Source organism: Aurantiacibacter aquimixticola (genome assembly GCF_003605475.1).
In the GTDB taxonomy this organism is placed as follows: domain Bacteria; phylum Pseudomonadota; class Alphaproteobacteria; order Sphingomonadales; family Sphingomonadaceae; genus Alteraurantiacibacter; species Alteraurantiacibacter aquimixticola_B.
Map to the genome: position 1 here is coordinate 2,479,219 of NZ_RAHX01000001.1, position 19,743 is coordinate 2,498,961.

Annotated in this window: 22 protein-coding genes; 18 read left to right on the plus strand and 4 right to left on the minus strand. The window is 62.4% G+C overall.

What is annotated here, in order from left to right; all coding sequences use genetic code 11:
• Positions 1-2: 2 nt before the first annotated feature.
• Positions 3-758 carry a GntR family transcriptional regulator gene (locus D6201_RS12425; protein ID WP_242447546.1) on the minus strand — a complete coding sequence of 252 codons (756 nt, stop codon included), beginning with the start codon at positions 756-758 and terminating at the stop codon, positions 3-5.
• 32 nt (positions 759-790) lie between these two features.
• Between D6201_RS12425 and D6201_RS12430 the strand changes: the two genes are divergently transcribed.
• From D6201_RS12430 to D6201_RS12480, 11 genes are read left to right on the plus strand one after another with little or no spacing between them, the layout of a single operon-like run.
• A complete protein-coding gene (locus tag D6201_RS12430) occupies positions 791-2,011 on the plus strand; it encodes an MmgE/PrpD family protein (RefSeq protein WP_120049060.1) in 1,221 nt (406 codons plus the stop codon).
• Complete coding sequence (locus D6201_RS12435; RefSeq protein WP_120049061.1) at positions 2,008-3,288, plus strand: MmgE/PrpD family protein; 1,281 nt, start codon at positions 2,008-2,010, stop codon at positions 3,286-3,288. Before D6201_RS12430 ends, D6201_RS12435 begins: the two co-directional genes overlap by 4 nt.
• Positions 3,285-4,652 carry a phenylacetate--CoA ligase family protein gene (locus tag D6201_RS12440; protein WP_120049062.1) on the plus strand — a complete coding sequence of 456 codons (1,368 nt, stop codon included), beginning with the start codon at positions 3,285-3,287 and terminating at the stop codon, positions 4,650-4,652. Before D6201_RS12435 ends, D6201_RS12440 begins: the two co-directional genes overlap by 4 nt.
• Positions 4,645-5,826 (plus strand): amidase, encoded by a 1,182-nt coding sequence (locus tag D6201_RS12445; RefSeq protein ID WP_120049063.1) that lies wholly within the window; start codon positions 4,645-4,647, stop codon positions 5,824-5,826. The genes D6201_RS12440 and D6201_RS12445 overlap by 8 nt, the downstream gene beginning before the upstream one ends.
• A 9-nt stretch (positions 5,827-5,835) precedes the next feature.
• Positions 5,836-6,144 (plus strand): REDY-like protein HapK, encoded by a 309-nt coding sequence (locus D6201_RS12450; protein ID WP_120049064.1) that lies wholly within the window; start codon positions 5,836-5,838, stop codon positions 6,142-6,144.
• A 2-nt stretch (positions 6,145-6,146) separates the two neighbouring features.
• Positions 6,147-6,947 (plus strand): SDR family NAD(P)-dependent oxidoreductase, encoded by an 801-nt coding sequence (locus D6201_RS12455; RefSeq protein ID WP_120049405.1) that lies wholly within the window; start codon positions 6,147-6,149, stop codon positions 6,945-6,947.
• Positions 6,947-7,813: a polysaccharide deacetylase family protein gene (locus D6201_RS12460; protein WP_120049065.1), complete on the plus strand. Its 867-nt coding sequence runs from the start codon at positions 6,947-6,949 to the stop codon at positions 7,811-7,813. The genes D6201_RS12455 and D6201_RS12460 overlap by 1 nt, the downstream gene beginning before the upstream one ends.
• Complete coding sequence (locus D6201_RS12465) at positions 7,810-8,568, plus strand: enoyl-CoA hydratase/isomerase family protein (protein WP_120049066.1); 759 nt, start codon at positions 7,810-7,812, stop codon at positions 8,566-8,568. The genes D6201_RS12460 and D6201_RS12465 overlap by 4 nt, the downstream gene beginning before the upstream one ends.
• Positions 8,569-8,591: 23 nt before the next feature.
• On the plus strand, positions 8,592-9,458 hold the full coding sequence (locus D6201_RS12470) for a VOC family protein (protein WP_242447547.1): 867 nt from the start codon (positions 8,592-8,594) through the stop codon (positions 9,456-9,458).
• Complete coding sequence (locus tag D6201_RS12475) at positions 9,455-10,213, plus strand: hypothetical protein (RefSeq protein ID WP_120049068.1); 759 nt, start codon at positions 9,455-9,457, stop codon at positions 10,211-10,213. Before D6201_RS12470 ends, D6201_RS12475 begins: the two co-directional genes overlap by 4 nt.
• The gene (locus tag D6201_RS12480; RefSeq protein ID WP_120049069.1) at positions 10,210-10,515 is read left to right on the plus strand and encodes a YciI family protein; all 306 of its coding nucleotides are present in this window, start codon (positions 10,210-10,212) and stop codon (positions 10,513-10,515) included. Before D6201_RS12475 ends, D6201_RS12480 begins: the two co-directional genes overlap by 4 nt.
• A 3-nt stretch (positions 10,516-10,518) precedes the next feature.
• On the opposite strand, the gene D6201_RS12485 is transcribed toward D6201_RS12480, so the two are convergent.
• Positions 10,519-11,091: a carboxymuconolactone decarboxylase family protein gene (locus D6201_RS12485; protein WP_120049070.1), complete on the minus strand. Its 573-nt coding sequence runs from the start codon at positions 11,089-11,091 to the stop codon at positions 10,519-10,521.
• A gap of 4 nt (positions 11,092-11,095) precedes the next feature.
• Complete coding sequence (locus D6201_RS12490; protein ID WP_120049071.1) at positions 11,096-11,716, minus strand: hypothetical protein; 621 nt, start codon at positions 11,714-11,716, stop codon at positions 11,096-11,098.
• Positions 11,717-11,812: 96 nt separating this feature from the next.
• Here D6201_RS12490 and D6201_RS12495 point away from each other — a divergent pair, with 96 nt between their 5' ends.
• Genes D6201_RS12495 through D6201_RS12515 form a run of 5 tightly spaced genes read left to right on the plus strand, consistent with a single transcriptional unit; the run spans position 11,813 to position 16,418 of the window.
• On the plus strand, positions 11,813-12,277 hold the full coding sequence (locus D6201_RS12495) for a c-type cytochrome (protein WP_120049406.1): 465 nt from the start codon (positions 11,813-11,815) through the stop codon (positions 12,275-12,277).
• Positions 12,278-12,326: 49 nt separating this feature from the next.
• Positions 12,327-13,382 carry a biotin synthase BioB gene (bioB, locus tag D6201_RS12500; protein WP_120049072.1) on the plus strand — a complete coding sequence of 352 codons (1,056 nt, stop codon included), beginning with the start codon at positions 12,327-12,329 and terminating at the stop codon, positions 13,380-13,382.
• Between the two features lie 11 nt (positions 13,383-13,393).
• Positions 13,394-14,548 carry an aminotransferase class I/II-fold pyridoxal phosphate-dependent enzyme gene (locus D6201_RS12505; RefSeq protein WP_120049073.1) on the plus strand — a complete coding sequence of 385 codons (1,155 nt, stop codon included), beginning with the start codon at positions 13,394-13,396 and terminating at the stop codon, positions 14,546-14,548.
• Positions 14,545-15,162: a dethiobiotin synthase gene (bioD, locus tag D6201_RS12510; RefSeq protein ID WP_120049074.1), complete on the plus strand. Its 618-nt coding sequence runs from the start codon at positions 14,545-14,547 to the stop codon at positions 15,160-15,162. The genes D6201_RS12505 and bioD overlap by 4 nt, the downstream gene beginning before the upstream one ends.
• Positions 15,159-16,418, plus strand: a complete 1,260-nt coding sequence (locus tag D6201_RS12515; RefSeq protein WP_120049075.1) for an adenosylmethionine--8-amino-7-oxononanoate transaminase — start codon at positions 15,159-15,161, stop codon at positions 16,416-16,418. Before bioD ends, D6201_RS12515 begins: the two co-directional genes overlap by 4 nt.
• On the opposite strand, the gene maiA is transcribed toward D6201_RS12515, so the two are convergent.
• Entirely contained in the window at positions 16,415-17,047 is a 633-nt protein-coding gene (maiA, locus tag D6201_RS12520; protein ID WP_120049076.1) for a maleylacetoacetate isomerase, read from the minus strand. The two genes, D6201_RS12515 and maiA, sit on opposite strands and share 4 nt — an antisense overlap.
• A 103-nt stretch (positions 17,048-17,150) precedes the next feature.
• Here maiA and hmgA point away from each other — a divergent pair, with 103 nt between their 5' ends.
• Positions 17,151-18,431, plus strand: coding sequence for a homogentisate 1,2-dioxygenase (hmgA, locus tag D6201_RS12525; protein ID WP_120049077.1), 1,281 nt, complete (start codon positions 17,151-17,153; stop codon positions 18,429-18,431).
• A complete protein-coding gene (gene fahA / locus D6201_RS12530) occupies positions 18,428-19,717 on the plus strand; it encodes a fumarylacetoacetase (protein WP_120049078.1) in 1,290 nt (429 codons plus the stop codon). Before hmgA ends, fahA begins: the two co-directional genes overlap by 4 nt.
• The last annotated feature ends 26 nt before the right edge of the window (positions 19,718-19,743 follow it).

Consider the following 19,743-nt stretch of genomic DNA (forward strand, 5'->3'; position numbering starts at 1 on the left):
CGCTAGCCCTCGACGTCGATATGCATCGAATAGGCGAAGCGGTCGCCCGGATGGAAGCTCACCGAAATCTCGAATATGGTGCCCGTGGGATCGTAATAGCACCGCAGAATGCGCAGGACCGGATCGCCTTCGTCCAGGTTGAGATCACGAGCGATATCGGCATCGGCGGCAATCGCCTGGATATCCTGCGTAACCTTGCCGACGCGTACGCCGGAGCTCCGTTCGATCTGACTGAACAGCGTCCCTGCCGAAAGATCGAGCGTTTCCACGGCATCGTCGAGCCGCTCGTGAAAATAAGCTTCGGTCACCGCGATCGCGCGTCGCCTGTCCGGATGGCGACGCACGCCGCGAAAGCACGTCCAGTCGCCCGCCAGGTCCTCGCCCGTTTGCTCGGCGACTTCGGTCGGCAGTGGGCCACGGCCCTTGCTTTCGTAAGCGACCTTGGAGTCGCGCGCATATTGCAGGATTTCGCCGACATTGCTGAGCGGCTGGTGCAGCGCGCCGCCGCGCGCGGCCGCTGGTTGCACAACCGTTCCGCTGCCGCGCTTGCGGGCGATGAGCCCCTCCGCCTGCAATCGCTTCAGCGCCTCCCGAATGGTAAAACGGCTGACATCGTATTGCTGGCACAGCGTCGTTTCCGTGGGGAATGTCGTACCGTTGGAAAACCGCCCGGCCATGATCGCTTCACGCAACTCCCCCGCCACCTGCAGGTAGCGAGGAATGCGGGCTTTCGGGGATTTGGCAGCGGTGTCAGCCAAGCGAGTTTCTCCGGCAGGAAAGCTATCGCACTATGAGCAAACCTCTCCTTTCGCAACTGGCCGAAAGACTGGCCCGTCCGGTTGGGGAAAGTGATCGGCAACGCGCACGGCTGCACCTGCTCGACTGGCTCGCCTGTGTGGCCGGCGGGCGCGACATGGAGGCAGGACATCTCGCAAGTGCGCTTTCGGGCAGCGGTTGGGGGCGCTCGACCTATGTCGGCAACGCCCTGGAAATGGACGACGTTCATCGCACCGCTCTTCTCCATCCAGGTCCGGTAATCTGGCCCGTGGCGATGAGTATGGGCAGCGCGCCGCTGTCGGCGCGGCTGGACGCTGCCATCCGGGGATATGAAGCGATGATCGCCGTAGGGGCAGCGCTCGATGCCCATCACTACGCGCATTGGCATCCGACCACGACGGCGGGCATGATCGGTGCGGCGGCGGCATTCGGATCGCTGATCGGCTTCGCGCCGGTCGAATATGCGAACGCCATGGGCAATGCGGCCAGCGTTTCGGGCGGGCTGTGGCACATGCGGCACGATGACGTGCTGACCAAGCAATGGCACATATATCACGCTGTTCGTACGGGGCGCGACGCGGCGCTGCATGTGCACTACGGGGCGACCGGTCCTCAGGGTATCCTCGAAGGCGCTCAGGGTCTGTTCGAAGCGATGACAGCGCATCCGACCCGCCTCAGAGAAGCGGGCGATGGCTGGCTGATCCACGAGGTCAGCTTCAAGCCGTTTGCCGCCTGCCGCCACGCCCATCCCGCCATCGATGCGGCGATGCAGCTGCGCGAGCAGGGCGAACTGCGAGCGCCTTTCAAGATCGAAACCTACGCCGATGCGCTCACCTTCTGCGACCGGCCCGATCCACAGACCGAGCTCGAAGCGAAATTCTCGGTCCAGCATTCGGTCGCGGTGGTCGCCGCGGGGCGTGACGCCGCGCCTGCCGACTTCACGATGCAGGCCATCGCCGAGTTGGCAGATCTGCGTTCACAGGTCAGCGTATCCGAAGACCCCGCGATTACCGCGCGCTATCCCAAGCACTTTGGAGCGCGTGTCAACGGGCTGGAGCTAGTCGATACGCTCGGCGATCCCGAGCGGCCGGTGAGCGACGATCTTATCGTCGCAAAGATGCAGACATTGGGCGCGTGGGGCGGCATCGCCGATGCGGACAGGGCTGCCGAAATGGCGCTGCGCGGTGACGATCCTGCCGCCATCGACGCAATGCTCGAGGACTGGCTCGCATGAGCGCGACAGCTGACCTCCTTGCCTTCGCCGACGCGGACCACGCGCTGCCCGTAGCCGTGCGCGCGGATGCGGTTCGGCTGTTGGGTGATACTTTAGCAGTCGGAGCGGCTGGCGTCGGCGCTCCGGGCGAGGAGGCTATCCTGTCGGTCGCGCGCGGCTTCGGAGCCGGCGAAGAGGCCCTGCTCATCGGCACGGCGGAACGCTTGCCCGCGCCCTCTGCTGCCTTCGTCAACGGCTATCGCATTCATTGCCTCGAATGGGACGCGGTGCACGAACCGGCTGTCGTTCACGCGATGAGCGCGGTCACCGCGGCGCTGGGGGCGGCGATCGACCGGCGTGGCGGATGCGACCCAAACGATGCTTTGACCGCGCTTGCCATCGGTGTCGATATTGCCGCCGGGCTTGGTCTTGCCGCCGATAGTCCGCTGACATTCTTTCGTCCCGCAACAGCGGGCGTGATTGGAGCGGCGCTTGCAGTGGCCAGGATCGACGGGGCACCGCTGCATGACACGCTCGGCATTGCGCTGTGTTCTGCTGCGGGGACGATGCAACCACATTTGGAGGGATTGGCGACTTTGCCGTTCCAGGTGGCCAATGCCGCTCGAGCCGCCATCACCGCTAGCGATCTTGCCAAGACGGGCCTGCCCGGCCCGAAGGACGCGCTGGAAGGTCCATTCGGCTATTTCACGTTGTTCGATCATGGCGATCTCAGCCGTTACACCGCGACGCTGGGCAAGCGATGGCTGATCTCCGAAGTCAGCGTAAAGCCTTTCCCGAGCGGGCGGGCAAGTCATGCGGCGCTCGGTGCGCTGCAAGAATTCGCCGGGATGCAGGTGGAGCGGGCCGAACTCGCCTGTCCGCCCTTGATCCATCGATTGGTCGGTCGCCCCTACAGACCGGACATGACCCCCGCCTATGCCCGCCTCTGTCTGCAATGGCTCGGCGCGCTGATGCTTACGGACGGCCACATCGACCCGCGCCGCTTCACGGACGAAACCATGGCTGATCCGCAGCTAGGCGACCTCGCACAGAAACTTTCGCTCGTGGCCGATAGCAATGACGACCCGAACGCGCTCTTTCCGCAGCAATTGCGCGTCACGCTCTCGGACGGCACCAAGCGCACCGTTGAAATCGCGCATACGCTCGGCAGTCCGGGCAATCCGCTGACGGAAGCGCAGTGCCGGGCGAAGCACGATCTTGCCCGCGAACTCGCGCCCGCCGCAGCCGATCCGCGCATTTTCGATGATCCGCTTGCCTATTTCACGGATACCGCATGACCTACCCGACTTATTTCGAAGCGCTCGATCACCGGCAGATGCTCGAGGACTATCCTGTCGGCGAAGCCTTTGCAGTGCGCTATCGCGATATGGGCCGGGACGAGCTGTTTACGCTTCAGGATGCGCAGTTCCGTAAGCTTATGCGGCGCGGGTGGGAGATCCCGTTCTATCAACGCCTTTGGGGAGCGCAGGGCATCGAGGCGGGCGACATTCGCGGGTTAGAGGACATTGGTAAGCTGCCCGTATACGACAAGAGCGACCTGATGGCGTCGATCGCGGAACATCCGCCCTATGGCGATTTCCACGGCATGGGCGACCCGTCCACGCGCCCTCCCACTGTCTTCCACACCACCAGCGGCACGACCGGCAAGCCACAGGTCCTGATGTTCGGTCCGAAGGGGCGTGAAGTCGGCAATCTTCTGGTTGGCCGCATGTATCGCTGGATGGGCCTCTCGCCCGATGATGTCGTCCATTCGGTGTACGGCCATGGCATGATCAATGGGGGGCATTACATCCGGGAGGCGGTGACGAAGTTCACCAATTCGGTCTTCCTGAGCGCAGGGACCGGGATCGAAACGCGCAGCGTGAATCAAGTGCAACTGATGGCCGATTTCGGCGTCACCTGCATCGTCGGCTTCGTCGACTACGTTCGCAAGCTGGCCGACACCGCAGAGGAGCTCGGCCTGTTCGACAAGATCGATATCAAGATGATCATCGGCCATCTGGGAACGGAGGATCGCAGCGCGACCGAACAGGCGTGGCACGGCGCGAAAGCCTTTGATTGGTATGGCGTAGGCGATACAGGATGCATCGCGGGCGAGGGGCCGGAGCGCGATGGCCTCTATGTCTGGGAAGACGCGCAATATCTCGAACTGCTCGACGTCGATACCGGCTCAGTGGTGGAGCGGGGTGGCACCGGAGACATGGTCGTCACCTGCCTTTACAAGGACGATATCGCACCCTGCATCCGCTTCAACACCCATGATATCACGCATGAGCTGGACGGATCCGGAGAGATCGCCTTCAAGCGCATCGCCGGGTTCAAGGGCCGCAGCGACAACATGGTGAAGCTGCGCGGCATCAACGTCTTTCCACATGCGATCGGCGCCATCATCGAGAACCGTCCGGACCTGACGGGCGAGTATGTCTGCCACCTTACGCGCGACGCGGCGCAGAAGGATCACATGACGGTGACCTTGGAAAGTCGTGGTGACAGCGACCGGGATGAGCTTTCGGAAACTCTCCGGCGCGGACTCGGTGTGGAAGTCGACATACGCCTTACCGAACCTGGCGGAACGGCGGCCGCAACCGAGATAGACAAGCGCCAGAAGCCGCTTCGCCTGATAGACGAGCGCAATGTCTGATCCTATCGATCTTTCTGCTATTCGCCAGCGAGACGAGGCACTGAACGCCTTCGTCGGCTGGGACGACCGCGCCGAAGGAGGCGAAGGCCCGCTTGCGGGCATGACCGTCGGCGTGAAGGGAAACATCGCGGTCAAAGGCCTTCCTTGGACCACCGGCCTCGCGGCGTATCGCGAGCGGGTTGCTGGGGAGGATGCAGCGACCGTAGCCGCCCTTCGCCGGGCGGGCGCGGCGGTGATCGGTGCCCTCAACATGGAAGAAGGCGCGCTCGGCGCGAAAACGGACAATCCATTTTACGGCCCGGTGCAAAACCCGCATCGCTTGGGATATTCGCCGGGCGGCTCCAGCGGCGGCAGCGGAGCGGCAGTGGCAGCCGGGCTGGTCGATGCGGCTCTTGGTACGGACACCATGGGTTCGATCCGCATTCCGGCAAGCCATTGCGGCATATACGGCTTCAAACCCGCGACCGATCGGGTCAGCCAGCATGGATTGGAGCCCGCCGATCTGTCGCTCGACGCGATCGGCCCCCTGGCCCGCGATCTCGACACTCTGGAGCGCGTGGCGCGCGCCATGTCGGACTTTGGCGAGGATGAGACAGATCAGGCAGGCGCGGTGCTCGCGGATCACGGTGTGGAGGTCGATCCGCAGGTTGCCGGCGTCTTCGACGACGTTCTGGCTGCCCTGTCTAAGCCGCCAGCGCCCGTGACGCTCGATCACCGCAATTCGCGTATCCGCTTTGCAGGTTTCATCCACGTGTCGCGCGCCATGGCTGAGCATCTTGTGGCCGTAGGCAGCTTGTCCGCCCATCTGCAAAAGCTGCTTGCCTATGGGCCTCAGCGCGCGCCTGACAAATTGGCGGAGGACAGCGTTGTTCTCGATGCGGCGAAACGGCGAGTGCGCGAGATCGTGGCCGAGCACGGCTATCTGATCATGCCGACCGTTCCCAACACGCCTTTCCCTCATAGCCAAGCAGAGCCTGCTGCACAGGCCGACTTCACCTGCCTTGCCAATATTGCGGCATTGCCAGCTCTGTCGCTTCCCGCCGGATGGACCCAGGACGGTTTGCCGATCGGCGTGCAAATCGTCGGGCGCGCGGGCTGTGAGGCAGGGCTGTTCGCTTTCGCACGCCACCTCGACGAGACTATGCGGGCCTACCGCCCGCCAGCAGCAGATTAGGAGAGAGAGATGCGCATCATTTGCCTGTTCAACCTGAAGGACGGTGTCGATATCGCCGAATATGAGGAGTGGGCGAAGACTCGCGATATTCCGAAGGTGAATGGCTTGGGTTCGGTCGAAAGCTTTACCGTGCACCGCGCCGCCAGCGTTTTCGGAGATGATAAGGCAACGCCGCATTTCGGCTATATCGAGATCATCGATATCATCGGGATGGACGAATTCGTGGCCGACATTTCGAGCGACAACTTCCAGCAGGCTGCGGCGCCCTTTCAGGGGTTCGCCGACAATCCGCAATTCATCATTACCGAGGAGCTGTGAGCGTGGGCCGCTTCACGGGCAGGACGGTGGTCGTCACCGGATCGGGCAAGAAGAAGGGGCTGGGCCAGGGCATTTTGCAAGCCTTCGCCGATGAAGGCGCGAATTGCGTTGTCTCGGACATGGCGCTCGATGACGAAGCCGATGCGGTGGCCGAAGAATTGCGCGGTCGCGGCGCGAAGGTGGCAACGATCGCTTGCGACGTGTCCGATGCCGCTCGCTGTCAGGCTCTCGTGGCGAAGGCTATCGAACATTTCGGCAGAATCGACGTGTTCGTTAACAACGCCGGAATCGGCTTCAAAATGAAGCCGCTACTTGATGTCGACACTGCGGACGAGTGGGACCAAGTGCTTGCAGTCAACCTGTCCGGCGCGTTCTACTGCACGCAGGCGGCCGCGCGCGCCATGGTCGATGCGGGCAAAGGCGGGCGCATTATCAACATCGCCAGCCAGGCCGCGAAAACCGGCTTTCCGCATCTGCCCGCCTATGTCTCCAGCAAGCATGGTATGGTAGGCCTCACTCGCGCATCCGCCGTCGAGCTGGGCGCGCATGGGATCACCGTGAACGCAGTGTGCCCTAACCATGTTACGACCGGCCTGGGTGCACGGCAGAACGAGTATTTCAGTAAACTACTCGGTTTCGATAAGGTAGAAGACTACCTTGCCAACATGGCTGCAAAGAACCCGATGGGGCGGCCCGGCCTGCCATCCGATACCGCCGCCGCCTGCCTCTGGCTCGCCAGCGATGAAGCGATCTATGTTACGGGCGAGGCGCTAAATGTCACTGGCGGCGAGGAGATGCATTGATGCAGGAAGAGCGGATCGACTGGTCGGGCGGCGAAAAGCTGGCGTTGAGCGTAGTCGTCAATGTCGAGGAAGGCAGCGAGATGACGATCGCCCGCGGCGATCGGGGCATGGAGCCGGTCGACGAGCTGGGCGTGTTCGTGAAATCGCCGATCCGCAACTACTCCAATGAGAGCAATTACCTTTACGGCATCAAGGCGGGCGCGCCGCGAATCGTGAAGCTCCTGAAACAGTACGATATCACCGCCAGCTGGACGGTCGCCGCGATGGCGCTAAAAAACCATCCCGAAATTGCCGAAGCCATCGTGCATCTGGGACATGAACCCGTCAGCCATGGCTGGCGCTGGGTCCACCAGTTCAAGATGGACGAAGATGCCGAGCGCAAGTTCATCCGCAGGACGACCGAGAGCATAGAGCAAACATGCGGCGTGCGACCTTATGGCTGGCTCAGCCGCTACCTCCTCACGGACAATACGCGCCGGCTGCTGATTGAGGATGGCTACGCCTATCATATGGACGATTATTCGGGCGACGTGCCCTTCTGGGATCGGGACACCGATCCCGACAACCCGATGGTGATCGTTCCCTATCAGCTAGACAGCAACGACATGAAGATGTGGACCGATCCGGCGCTCACTCCGCATCAATGGCTCGATTACGCAAAAGCGAATTTCGACCAGCTTTATCACGAGGGCGAGGCGGGCAATCCGAAGATGATGAGTCTGGGTTTGCACTTGCGCATCATCGGGCGACCGGGCCGCATCTGGGCACTGGAAGAATTCTTTCGCCATGTGCGCGTGCATGAGGGTGTCTGGGTGACCACGCGCAAGGCTATTGCCGATCATTTTCGCGAGACGAATCCGGTATGAGCCTGCGCCTCGAAAAATACGGCTCCGTGGCGCACCTGCTGATCGACCGACCGGAAAAGCGCAACGCCTTCACCACTGCGATGTGGCAGGCGACGCCCGATCTTCTCGCCGATGCGGCAGACGATCCGGACGTGCGCGTACTCGTGATCCGCTCGGCGGAGGCTGGCGGCGTGTTCTGCGCTGGAGCGGACATCAAGGAGATGCTCGCGAACAAGGACGATGCCGAATGGCGCGCGGCGAACCAGACGGCGATCAACCGCGTGCAGCATGAGCTTGCGCGTCTGAGCGTGCCGACGATTGCCTTTGTCGAAGGCGACTGTGTCGGCGGCGGTTGCGGCATCGCTCTCGCCTGCGATCTGCGGGTGGCCAAAGCGAAAGCGCGCTTCGGCATCACCCCGGGCAAGCTCGGACTGGTCTATCCGCTGCATGATGTGAAATTGCTCGTCGATCTCGTCGGACCGGGCCAGGCCAAACGGATGCTGTTCACCGGCGAACTGCTCGGCGCACAGGAGGCGGCGCGGATCGGATTGGTCGAGCTGCTGGCCGATAGTCCCGACGCATTGATCGAGCAATTGCTGGCCGCCAGCCCGCATTCCATCCGCGAGATCAAGCGCGTCGTGCGCCGTGTGCTCGATGGACAGTCGGATGACGATGTCGAAACCCGAGCGATCTTCGCCGAGGCATTCATTCGACCCGATTTTCACGAGGGCACCGCTGCTTTCGTTGAAAAGCGCAAACCGGATTTCGGCGGTTGACGCCGGGCACCATCCTCGGCGGCTTGTCCACTGTCCCCAACCTCGAAGAGGGCTTGCGCGCCTATCGCGACGTGCTCGGGCTGGAGCTTGTCGAGCGTGGCGAGCTGCCAAAGGACCTTGCGAACAGCTGGGGCTGCCCGGCGAACGTCCGATCGCCCTACGCAGTCTTTCGTCCCGTGAGCGGTGAGCCATGCTGGTTTCGTCTGGTCGAGCAGCCAGCGCATGCCAATTTTCGTCCGACCCGCACATATGGCTGGGCCGCGTTCGAATGCACGGTCGAGGATGTGTGGCGCTGGCCGAAGGAATTGCCTGCGGATCTGTTCACCATCGTCGGCATGCCGAAGAATATTGCGAACATGAAGCCCACATTCATTCCCATGCAGGCGCTCGGGCCAGGGCGGGAAATGGTCTACCTGAACGAGGTTCTGACGCCGCAATCGGATCTCTTTCTGCCACCGGCGAAATCACCCGTAGATCGCATTTTTATCTGCGTGCTCGCCACGCCCGATCGCGAAGCCAGCGTGGCATGGTATGTCGATGCGCTGGGGTTTGACCGGGGTACGGATTATACCATCCCGTACACCATGATAAATAAGGCGTTCGATCTGTCGGCTGGCACGCAAACGACGCTCACCATGGTGCAGAAAGATCGGATGCCTATCGTCGAGGTGGACGACTATCCCGAGGCGGCGACACACCGTCCTCGTCACGAAGGCATGCTGCCGCCTGGAAATGCCCTCGTGACGCTGGCTGTAAACGATCTCGATGCTTGCCAGGTCGACTGGATTGCCTCGCCGGCGCTTCGCGACGGCGCGCTCTATGAGGGGCGACGTGCCGGCACCACGCACGGCCGGGCGGGTGAGCTGCTCGAACTGGTGGAAACGCAATGACGACCCTCGTCCGGCTTCTGGTGGCAATCCTGATGCTGGCGGGCATCGCGCCTTGCGCGGCCGCGCAGGACGATCGTTCAGCCCGCGCTATCGTCGAGAGCGCGATCGAGGCGCATGGTGGCGAGCTGTTTCTCAATCCCGGCACGCTTCAATTGAGAGGCACCGCCATATTTTACGATCCCGCCACAGGAGCGGTTCGCTCGAGAGTGGATGACTACCGGATGTGGCGCGAATTTTCGGAAGACCGCCTCGTCGCTCACGGTGCGGAGGGCAAGGTGCGCATCATCGCGACAAACGAGAACGTGTCGCTCTTCGAAGTCGGCTACGATGGCGAGACCACCTGGACGCAGGACGGCGTCATGCCGCGCGATGAGGCGGATGCGTATTGGGCCAACAATTTCGGTTTCGGTATCATCCGCTCGGCGCTCAACGATAGGTTTGTCCTGCAAACAGGGCCCCAGCGGCGTATCGGCGGGCGCGAAACGCACATTGTGCGGATCATCGATCCGCAGGGGCAGGAAACGCTGTTCGGCGTCGATGCGGACAGCCATTTCCTCACATATATGGCCTTCCGATCCCCGCGCGGCTTCCACGAGCGGCTTTATGGAGACTTTATCAAACTGGAAAACGGCTGGGTTCAGGCCCGCAGCGTGTCGCTGCTTTACGATGGTGTGCTGTCAAACACCGTGTTTTGGGAACACGCCGTGGTCGGCGAGCCGATCGACCCAGTCATTTTCACGCCGCCATCTGAATGACGAGGCTCTTCGCCTTTCACTGCCGCGATGGCGAAAACGCGGCGGCGCTGCGCGAAAGGCACTTGCAGGCGCATCTGGACCATATCGAGGCGCATATTGAAGGCTTTGCCGTCGCGGGACCGCTCAAGCGGGATGAGGAGACGGTGGGGTCCCTGATCGTGGTGAAGGCGGATGACGAGATTGCGGCGCGCGCCTTCTTCGAGACCGACCCATACTTCGCGGCTGGCATCTGGCAGGCAATCCGTGTCGATGAACTGCGCGCCGTGGCCGGCGACTGGGCCAGCGGAGTGGCGTGGAACTAGACTTTAGCGAAAGTCCGGTATCGTCTTGCTCGCGACATCGAGCGGGGCAGTCTCCAATTCGGTAGCCAGCGTCGAATTCCAGCGATTGAGAAGCCCGAACAGCGATATCATCGCGACGATTTCCAATATCTGCCGCTCCGAATAATGCGCGCGCAGAGCTTCGAAATGCTCGTCGTTCGAGGCATTCGGCTGCTGTGCTGCGGCGAGGGCAAGGTCCAGCGCGGCACGCTCTGCCTTGGTGAAGAGCGGACTGGTCGCGTATTCCCAGACCGCCGCCACTTTTGCCTCGTCACCGCCCGCCTGCTTCACTGCACCATGCGCCGTGTGCGCCTGGCAGTAACGGCAGCCCGATGCGCTGCTCGCCACCAGGGCGATCAGGCGTTTCAACAGCGGGTCTATCTCCGTGCTTTCGTAAATCGTGCCAACCAGCTGCTCCAGCGCCGAAAGCAGCTGCGGCCAGCGTGCCATCGTCAGCACGTCATTGGCCGTAAAGCCCATCGTCTCCTGCGCGAATACCAGCGCGCGGCGCGTGTCTTGCGGTAACTCGTCCAGAGTCAGCGGGGCGATCCGTGCCATCAGCTCAGCGATCGCCAACAGGCGCGCAGCTGGCCTGCACCCAGCGCAGGTTTATGCCGATCAATGCGGCGTCGGGCGATGTCCAGCTATAGCTCTCGGCGCGTTCTGGATCGTCACGGTGCATGTAAAGGACGAGGGAGGGGCGGTTGGAGCTCCCACGCGCCCACGTCACATTCCGCATCCTGAGCGTGACGTCGGGAGCTTCCCCGTCGCCGGACACGAAGATGCGACCGCCCTGATCGAAGACACTCAGCCCGCGTTGGAAGGTCCACGCTTCACTCCCATCGGGGTTGCCGGCGAATTTTCGTATGGAGATCCAGCATTGGAAAGGTCGCGCGCGGCGCAATTCGCTCTGCCCTATCTGCCAGCCATCTTCATCGCGCCGTGAGAGTCCGGGAATCGAATCTGGGCGCCAATCGCCTAGCGGTTCGCCGAACGCATCCACTTCACGCCAGCGGCCATTCTCTGCGATCTCGTACGAGACCCAGTCCGCCTGCTCCCGGCCTTCCTCTTCGGCGAAGTAGTGGTCCTCCATGTTCGTCCAGATACCGGGCGCTGGCATGTCCTGCGCAGCCGCGGAAGGCGCGAGGCAGCTTGCGAGAAGCGCGAGGGAGGCGATACGCATTTGTGCCAGCCTAGCGTCATAATTCATCGCCGCAAGATTTGTCCGGACAAATGTGCAATGTTCTGGCAGGAATGCTTCATCAACAGGAGAGTTCGCATGCGTCTTTGGCTTAGTTCGCTGATCCCGATCACCGCTCTTCTGGCGGGGTGCGAAGCGGAAGAGCAAACCGCAGGGGGCGAAGAGCGTGCGACGGCAGAGGTCGGGGCACCCGCTCCCGACAATACAAGAACGCTGGATGGCACGACTTTCGCCCAATTCACGCCCGATGCCGCGCATGGGGAACAGCTATATCGCCAATGCCAGTCGTGCCACGCGCTCGAGCCGGGGGTGAACCGGTCCGGCCCGACGCTGGCCGGCATCGTCGGCGCCTCGGCTGGCGCAGTCGATGGCTACAACTACACGCCAGCCAACGCGAATGCCGGTATCGTCTGGTCGCGCGAAAAGCTGTTCCAGTATCTCGAAGACCCAGACCGGATCATCCCTGGCACCAAGATGGCCTATCCCGGTATGCCGGCGGGCCAGGATCGAGCGGATCTCATCGCGTTCCTGGCCGAGCAATAGCGCTCCGGACAGCCTTTACCCGGCGGCGCTTTTTCGCCATTGCCCGGCTATGTTGAACGACAAACACACAACCGCGCAGCCGCGCACCGACTGGACGCGTGAAGAGATCGCTGCCCTGTTCGATCTGCCCTTTACCGAACTTCTTTTCCGCGCCGCCGAAACGCACCGCGCGCATCACGCGGCGGATGAGGTGCAGCTGTGCACATTGCTGTCGATCAAGACCGGCGGTTGCCCCGAAGATTGCGGTTATTGTTCGCAAAGCGCGCATGCCGATAGCGGGGTCGAGGCGACCAAGCTGATGGATGTGCGCCAGGTGCTGCAATCTGCCGCGCAGGCCAAGGATGCGGGCAGCCAGCGCTTCTGCATGGGCGCTGCATGGCGCAATCCCAAAGAACGCGACATGCCCAAGATCGTCGAGATCGTGAAAGGCGTGCGCGAGATGGGCATGGAGACATGCATGACGCTGGGCATGCTCTCCCCCAGTCAGGCCGACCAGCTCGCGGATGCGGGCCTCGATTATTACAATCACAATGTCGACACTGGGCCGGAATATTATGACCGCGTCATCACCACGCGCAACTACCAGGACCGGCTCGACACTCTGTCCAACGTGCGTGGTGCGGGCATCAATGTGTGCTCCGGCGGCATCGTCGGCATGGGCGAAACGCGTGAGGATCGCGTCGGCTTCGTGCACACGCTGGCCACGCTGGAACGGCATCCCGAAAGCGTGCCGGTCAACGCTTTGGTGCCGGTGAAAGGCACGCCGCTCGGGGATATGCTGGCCGATACGCCGATGGCCAAGATCGACGATATCGAATTCGTGCGCACGGTAGCGGTGGCGCGCATCTGCATGCCGAAAAGCATGGTGCGGCTCTCCGCCGGGCGCGAGAGCATGTCCGATGCGACGCAGGCCCTTTGCTTCATGGCGGGCGCGAATTCGATCTTCACCGGCGACAAGCTACTGACTGCGCCCAATGCGGGCGATGATAGCGATGCGGCAATGTTCGCGCGGCTCGGTCTCAAGGCGATGGCGAGCGAGGAACCGATGCGTGCGGAGAAGGCACGCGGCGGAGCCTGCAATGCCGGAAGCGTTCCCGCCGAATAGGGGCGAGAGCCATGCATGACAGGTTTGCGAAAGCGATTGCGGAGCGCAAGGCGCTCGGCCGCTATCGCGAATTGCGCGCCATCGAGCCGGGTCCTCCGGGCTTCGTAAGGCGCGATGGACGCGATCTGCTCGATCTGTCCAGCAACGATTATCTCGGCCTCGCCCGGCATCCGCTTCTGGCTGAGCGAGCGGCCGACCATGCGCGGCGCCTCGGTACGGGTGCGCGTGCGTCCCGGCTCGTCTCCGGCACGCTGGAAACACATCGGGCGATCGAGGCGCGACTGGCGCAATTCAAAGGCATGGGGCGTGCGCTGCTTTTTGCGAGCGGCTGGCAAGCCAATGCCGCGCTTTTTCCGGCCCTGCTCAAGCTTGAGCCGGATGCGGCAATCTTCGGCGACTGGCTAATTCACGCAAGCATCCATCACGGTATCTCCGCCGCGCGCACCAGGCATCACGGCTATCGCCACAACGATCTCGATCATCTGGAGCAACTGCTCAACGAGCATGGCGCGAAGGCCCCGGCTCGTATCATCGTGACCGAAAGCGTTTTCAGCATGGATGGCGACCGTGCCGATCTTGCCGAACTCGTGGCATTGGCTCGCAAACATGACGCGCTGCTGGTGGTGGATGAGGCGCATGCTACCGGCGTGCTGGGCACTGGCGGCGGTGGATTGACCGCCGATCTCGATCACAAACCCGATATCGTGATGGGCACTTTCAGCAAGGCGCTGGGCGGCTTCGGCGCCTATATCGCGGCGTCGGGCGAAATTTGCGACTACCTCATCAACGCGAGCAGCGGGTTCATCTACACCACCGCCCCGCCACCTCCGGTGCTGGGCGCGATGGATGCAGCGCTGGACCTCGTGCCGGGCATGGATGGCGAGCGCGCCCACGTGCTCGCGATGGCGAACCGTCTGCGGGAGGGCTTGTGCGATGCCGGCTATGAAACCGGGCCTTCCGACACTCAGATCGTACCAGTGATGATCGGCAGCGAAGCGGATGCGCTGGCCTCCAGTGCGGCGCTCGAAGAGGCGGGCATTCTCGGCGTCGCCATCCGCCCGCCGACGGTGCCGGAAGGAGAAAGTCGCATCCGCTTCTCGCTCTCCGCCGTGCACGGCGCGGCGCAGGTAGACCGCGTCATTGAAGTCATGCGAGGGCTGCGATGAAAGGCGTGATCGTTTCCGGCACCGATACCGGCATCGGCAAAACCGTCGTCGCAGCCGGCCTGACGGGCGCGCTTGGCGCGACATATTGGAAGCCGGTGCAAAGCGGCCTCGAAGATGAAACCGACAGCGAGGCTGTCGCGCGGTTGGTGCCCGGTGCACGCATTCTGCCGGAAGTCTATCGCCTCGTCACGCCATGTTCTCCGCATGAGGCCGCACGAATCGATGGAGTCGAGATTGACGTGGAGAAGCTGCGTCTGCCGGATGTAGACGGCCCCGTCGTCGTCGAAGGTGCAGGCGGCGCCATGGTGCCTTACGCCGATGACCTCCTCGCAGCGGACCTGTTCGCAGATTTGGGCATGCCGGCTGTCGTGGTCGCCCGCACCATGCTGGGAACGATCAGCCACACGCTGATGACGCTGGAAGTCCTACGCGCCCGCGGCGTGCCCGTAGCGGGGGTAATCTTCGTCGGAGAAGCGGAGTTGGTCGCAGAATCTGCCATACAACGCTTCGGAGCCGTCGCGCATCTCGGTCGGCTGCCGCATCTCGATCCCCTCGGCGCGAGTGCCTTGCGCGATGCGTTCGCGGCAAACATTCGACTGGATGCGCTGCGATGACGGAGCGTTCGCCGGTCTGGCACCCTTTCCACCAGCATGGACTGGGAGAAGACATTCCCTTGGTCGAGCGCGCAGAGGGGGCGATCCTGCACACTGCGGACGGGCGCCAAGTGGTCGATGCCATCAGCAGCTGGTGGGTGACCACGCACGGCCACAATCACCCGCGTATCATCGAGGCGATCCAGGCCCAGGCCGCGAAGCTTGACCAGCTCATCTTCGCTGGCTGGACGCACCAACCGGCGGAGGATCTGGCGCGTGGCCTGACCGCAATCATGCCGCCGGAACTCAAGCACGTCTTCTTCTCGGATAGCGGCTCCACCGCAGTCGAGGTCGCCTTGAAGATGGCACTCGGCTTCTGGGCCAATCGCGGAGAAGCGCGGCACCGGATCGTGGTGATGGAGCACAGCTATCACGGTGATACGATCGGCACGATGAGCGTGGGAGAGCGGGGTATCTTCAACCGTGCTTACAGCCCCTTGCTGTTCGATGTTGAGACCATTCCGTTCCCACACGTTGGCCGTGAGCAAGCGACCCTCGACGCGCTGCACGCCGCCTGCAAGCGAGGCGATACCGCCGCTTTCATCGTCGAACCGCTCGTTCTGGGCGCGGGCGGGATGCTCACCTATCCTGCAACGGTTCTGCGACGGTTGCGCGAGACTTGTGCGAGCCATGACGTTCTGTTCATCGCCGATGAGGTGATGACCGGATGGGGCCGCACCGGCACGCTTCTGGCCTGCGAACAGGCGGGCGTCGTTCCCGACATCTTGTGCCTGGCTAAAGGACTCACCGGCGGCTCCATGCCACTCGCCGTAACGATGGCCACTGCGCCGATTTACGACGCGCACTATTCGACCGACCGGGCAAAAATGTTTTTTCATTCGTCGAGCTTCACCGCAAATCCGATCGCCTGCGCAGCGGCGAACGCGAACTTGGCGATCTGGCGCGAGGAACCGGTGATGGAACGAATTGCCACGCTTGCAGAGGCTGAGGCGATAGGCTTCGCGAAACTCGCGGAAAGGCATTCACTGACCAATCTTCGCCAATGCGGCACGATTATCGCGGCCGATGTCGTCGTGCCGGACGAAGGCTATCTGTCGGAGATCGGACCGCGGCTGAAAGCCGGTTTCTTCGCTCGCGATATACTGCTTCGACCGCTCGGCAACACGGTCTATCTAATGCCACCATACAGCATCACCGATGCCGAACTTGTCAGAGTTTTCAGCGCAATCGACGAGACACTCGCCGAAGTGCTTTAGTGCGCATCGGGCTGTGCGCTTGGATGGGCGCGCTCGAAGGCGGGCAGGGCGTTGCAAGCGCTCTCGATCCGCACCATGCGCGGACAGTCCGTAAGGTCGAAGTCGAAGCGTCGGGCATTGTAGAGTTGCGGGATCAGCACCGCTTCGAAGAAGCCGGGCGCATCGAACAGGAAATCACCGCAATCCAGCTGCGCCAGCCGCTTCTCGAGCGGGTGCAGCGTCTTCGCCAGCCAGTGGCGATACCAGGTGTCGATCGCTTCCTGATCGTGACCGAGCTCGTTCTTCAGATATTTCAGCACCGGCAGGTTGAGAGGCGCGTGCAGTTCGGTGGCGACCGCGTATGCCAGTTCGCGGGCGGTGAAACGCTGCTCCAGATCTGACGGCAGCAGCGGCGCTTCCGGATAGGCTTCGTCCAGCCACTCCATGATCGCCATGCTCTGCGCCCGGTCGCGGCCGTCCGCCTCCAGCATCGGTACCGTCGCAAAGGGATTGCGGGACGTAAAACTTGCATCCTTCTGCGCGCTCTCCAGCAAGTTTACGGGACAGTTCTCATAGGCGATGCCTTTCAGCTCCAGCGCGCAGCGCAGTCGGTAGCTCGTCGAGCTACGCCAATATCCGTAGAGTTTCATCCGGCACCTCTTTCCGCTTCGCCCGTTGGCACCGGTAAGACCATTGCGGAACCGCGCCAAGAGGGGCATGAGACCAACAGGTTTCATGTGAGACTAAACAGGCATGCGATACCAGACCGGATTTCTCAATCACTTCGCCAGCGAAGCCGTGGAGGGCGCGCTGCCTGAAGGGCGCAATTCGCCGCAAAAGCCTGCCTTCGGCCTTTATGCCGAGCAATTCAGCACCACCGCCTTCACCGCGCCGCGCGCAGAGAACCGGCGCAGCTGGCTTTACCGTATGCGCCCGACGACCGAGCATGCCAGGTTCGAACTCTATTCCGGCGCAAGCCGCCTCGCCGCGCCCGATGGCTCGCACACCACGCCAAATCGTCTGCGCTGGGATCCGCTGCCTCTGCCCGAACGCCAAGTCGATTTTGTCGATGGTCTCGTGACGTATGGCGGAAATGGCGGTCCGTCCGAGGGCGGCATCGGCATCCACCTTTACGCAGCGACCGCCAGCATGGATGCACGCGCGTTTCAAAACAGCGATGGCGAGATGCTGATCGTGCCACAACAGGGCGCACTGCTGATCACCACAGAGCTTGGACGAATGGATGTTCCGCCCGGCCATATCGCGCTGATCCCCAAGGGTATGCGGGTTCATGTCGACCTTACAGATAGTCCTTCGCGCGGCTATGTCTGCGAAAATTTCGGAGCGCCGTTTCGTTTGCCCGACCTCGGACCGATCGGCGCAAACGGACTTGCCAATCCGAGGGACTTCGAAACCCCTGTGGCATGGTTCGAAGACGCTAAGGGCGCTTTCGAAATCGTCCAGAAATTCAACGGTCGGCTCTGGACTACCACAATCGACCACTCGCCCTTTGACGTGGTGGCATGGCACGGCAATTCCGCGCCCTCCCGCTACGACCTCGCTCGATTCAACACGTTCGGCACGGTCAGCTTCGACCATCCCGACCCTTCCATCTTCACTGTCCTCACAAGCCCGAGCGACACGCATGGCACTGCCAATTGCGATTTCGTGATCTTCCCGCCGCGCTGGATGGTGGCGGAAGACACGTTCCGCCCACCCTGGTTCCACCGCAATGTCATGAGCGAATTCATGGGCCTGGTCCACGGCGAGTACGATGCGAAGGAAGGCGGTGGCTTCGCTCCGGGCGGCGCCTCACTGCACAACCAGTTCAACGGACATGGTCCCGACGTCGAAAGCACGCACAAGGCGTCCGAGGCCGATCTGAAGCCACACAAGATCGACAACACGCTGGCTTTCATGTTCGAAAGCCGCGCGATCATCCAGACCACCGACTTCGCCATGAATGGCGGGCTGCTGCAGAGCGATTACGACGCCTGCTGGAGCGGATTTCCGAAAGCGAGATTGCCCGAATGACCAAGACCGATCTTACCCATGACGCCTCCGCCACCAGCTGGGTCGAGGGCGCCGACGGCCATGCGCACTTTCCGGTGCAGAACCTGCCTCTCGGCATTTTCTCGACCGGTATGAAAAGCAAGCGCGGCGGCGTGGCGATCGGCGATTTTGTACTCGACATCACGGCGATCACCGATGAGTTGGGCTCCGTCCCTTCGGAAGCTGCGCGCTTGACCGAGAGCGGCGACCTCAATGGCCTCTTCGCGAAGGGGCGTGGACATGCCTCCATGCTGCGCGAGGAGCTGTTCAAGCTGCTGACCGATGAGGACAAGCGGGAGGCGATTGAACCGCATTTGCACGCTGCGGATTCGGTTGCGCTGCATGTGCCGTTCACCGTGCACGACTACACCGATTTCTACACCGGTATTCACCATGCGGTGAATATCGGCAGTCTGTTCCGTCCGGACAATCCGCTTCTGCCGAATTACAAATATGTGCCCATCGGTTACCATGGTCGCTCATCTTCCATCCGGGCATCGGGTGTCGAGGTGAAGCGGCCGAGCGGACAGAAGAAGCCTGCCGAAGAGGGTGGGGAGCCGGGCTTCGGGCCTTCGGAACGTGTCGATTACGAGCTCGAAATGGCGATCTGGGTCGGGCGAGGCAACGATCTTGGCGATCCTATCCCGGTGACCGAGGCGGAAGATCATATTGCGGGGATCTCGATCCTCAACGACTGGTCCGCGCGCGATATCCAGGCCTGGGAATACCAGCCGCTCGGTCCATTTCTCGCCAAGAACTTCCATTCCAGCGTTTCGCCGTGGGTAGTAACGATGGATGCGCTGGCGCCATTCCGAACCGACCAGCCCGCTCGTCCCGACGGCGACCCGGAGCCGCTGCCGTATCTGAAGCACGACAGCGCTGATGCCGCCTTCGGTATCACGATGGAAGTGCTGATCACCACGCCTCGCATGCGCCAGAAAGGCGATGCGCCGCACAGGCTCAGCAAGGGGCCGATGACGGCCATGTATTGGACGGCAGCGCAGCTTATTGCGCACCATTCGGTCGGCGGGTGCAATCTGCAGACCGGCGATCTGCTCGGCACCGGCACGCTCACCAGCGGAGAGCATGGCGGCGAGGGCAGCCTGATCGAGCTGACCGAGGGCGGCAAGAAATGCATTTCCCTGCCCAATGGCGAAGAGCGCAAGTTCCTTCAGGATGGCGACGAAGTGATCATGACGGCCTACGCCGAAAGGGATGGCTTCGCTCGCATCGGCCTCGGCGAATGCCGCGCCACCATCCGCGGCTGAAAGCGGCGCTTTAGGCGCTTCAAGAA

Excerpts from the sequence above, each read along its gene's own strand:
- D6201_RS12430 (WP_120049060.1), top strand. The coding sequence starts at position 791 with ATGAGCAAACCTCTCCTTTCGCAACTGGCCGAAAGACTGGCCCGTCCG.
- D6201_RS12435 (WP_120049061.1), top strand. The coding sequence starts at position 2,008 with ATGAGCGCGACAGCTGACCTCCTTGCCTTCGCCGACGCGGACCACGCG.
- D6201_RS12440 (WP_120049062.1), top strand. The coding sequence starts at position 3,285 with ATGACCTACCCGACTTATTTCGAAGCGCTCGATCACCGGCAGATGCTC.
- D6201_RS12445 (WP_120049063.1), top strand. The coding sequence starts at position 4,645 with ATGTCTGATCCTATCGATCTTTCTGCTATTCGCCAGCGAGACGAGGCA.
- D6201_RS12450 (WP_120049064.1), top strand. The coding sequence starts at position 5,836 with ATGCGCATCATTTGCCTGTTCAACCTGAAGGACGGTGTCGATATCGCC.
- D6201_RS12460 (WP_120049065.1), top strand. The coding sequence starts at position 6,947 with ATGCAGGAAGAGCGGATCGACTGGTCGGGCGGCGAAAAGCTGGCGTTG.
- D6201_RS12465 (WP_120049066.1), top strand. The coding sequence starts at position 7,810 with ATGAGCCTGCGCCTCGAAAAATACGGCTCCGTGGCGCACCTGCTGATC.
- D6201_RS12475 (WP_120049068.1), top strand. The coding sequence starts at position 9,455 with ATGACGACCCTCGTCCGGCTTCTGGTGGCAATCCTGATGCTGGCGGGC.
- D6201_RS12480 (WP_120049069.1), top strand. The coding sequence starts at position 10,210 with ATGACGAGGCTCTTCGCCTTTCACTGCCGCGATGGCGAAAACGCGGCG.
- D6201_RS12485 (WP_120049070.1), bottom strand. The coding sequence starts at position 11,091 with ATGGCACGGATCGCCCCGCTGACTCTGGACGAGTTACCGCAAGACACG.
- D6201_RS12490 (WP_120049071.1), bottom strand. The coding sequence starts at position 11,716 with ATGCGTATCGCCTCCCTCGCGCTTCTCGCAAGCTGCCTCGCGCCTTCC.
- D6201_RS12495 (WP_120049406.1), top strand. The coding sequence starts at position 11,813 with ATGCGTCTTTGGCTTAGTTCGCTGATCCCGATCACCGCTCTTCTGGCG.
- bioB (WP_120049072.1), top strand. The coding sequence starts at position 12,327 with ATGTTGAACGACAAACACACAACCGCGCAGCCGCGCACCGACTGGACG.
- D6201_RS12505 (WP_120049073.1), top strand. The coding sequence starts at position 13,394 with ATGCATGACAGGTTTGCGAAAGCGATTGCGGAGCGCAAGGCGCTCGGC.
- bioD (WP_120049074.1), top strand. The coding sequence starts at position 14,545 with ATGAAAGGCGTGATCGTTTCCGGCACCGATACCGGCATCGGCAAAACC.
- D6201_RS12515 (WP_120049075.1), top strand. The coding sequence starts at position 15,159 with ATGACGGAGCGTTCGCCGGTCTGGCACCCTTTCCACCAGCATGGACTG.
- maiA (WP_120049076.1), bottom strand. The coding sequence starts at position 17,047 with ATGAAACTCTACGGATATTGGCGTAGCTCGACGAGCTACCGACTGCGC.
- hmgA (WP_120049077.1), top strand. The coding sequence starts at position 17,151 with ATGCGATACCAGACCGGATTTCTCAATCACTTCGCCAGCGAAGCCGTG.
- fahA (WP_120049078.1), top strand. The coding sequence starts at position 18,428 with ATGACCAAGACCGATCTTACCCATGACGCCTCCGCCACCAGCTGGGTC.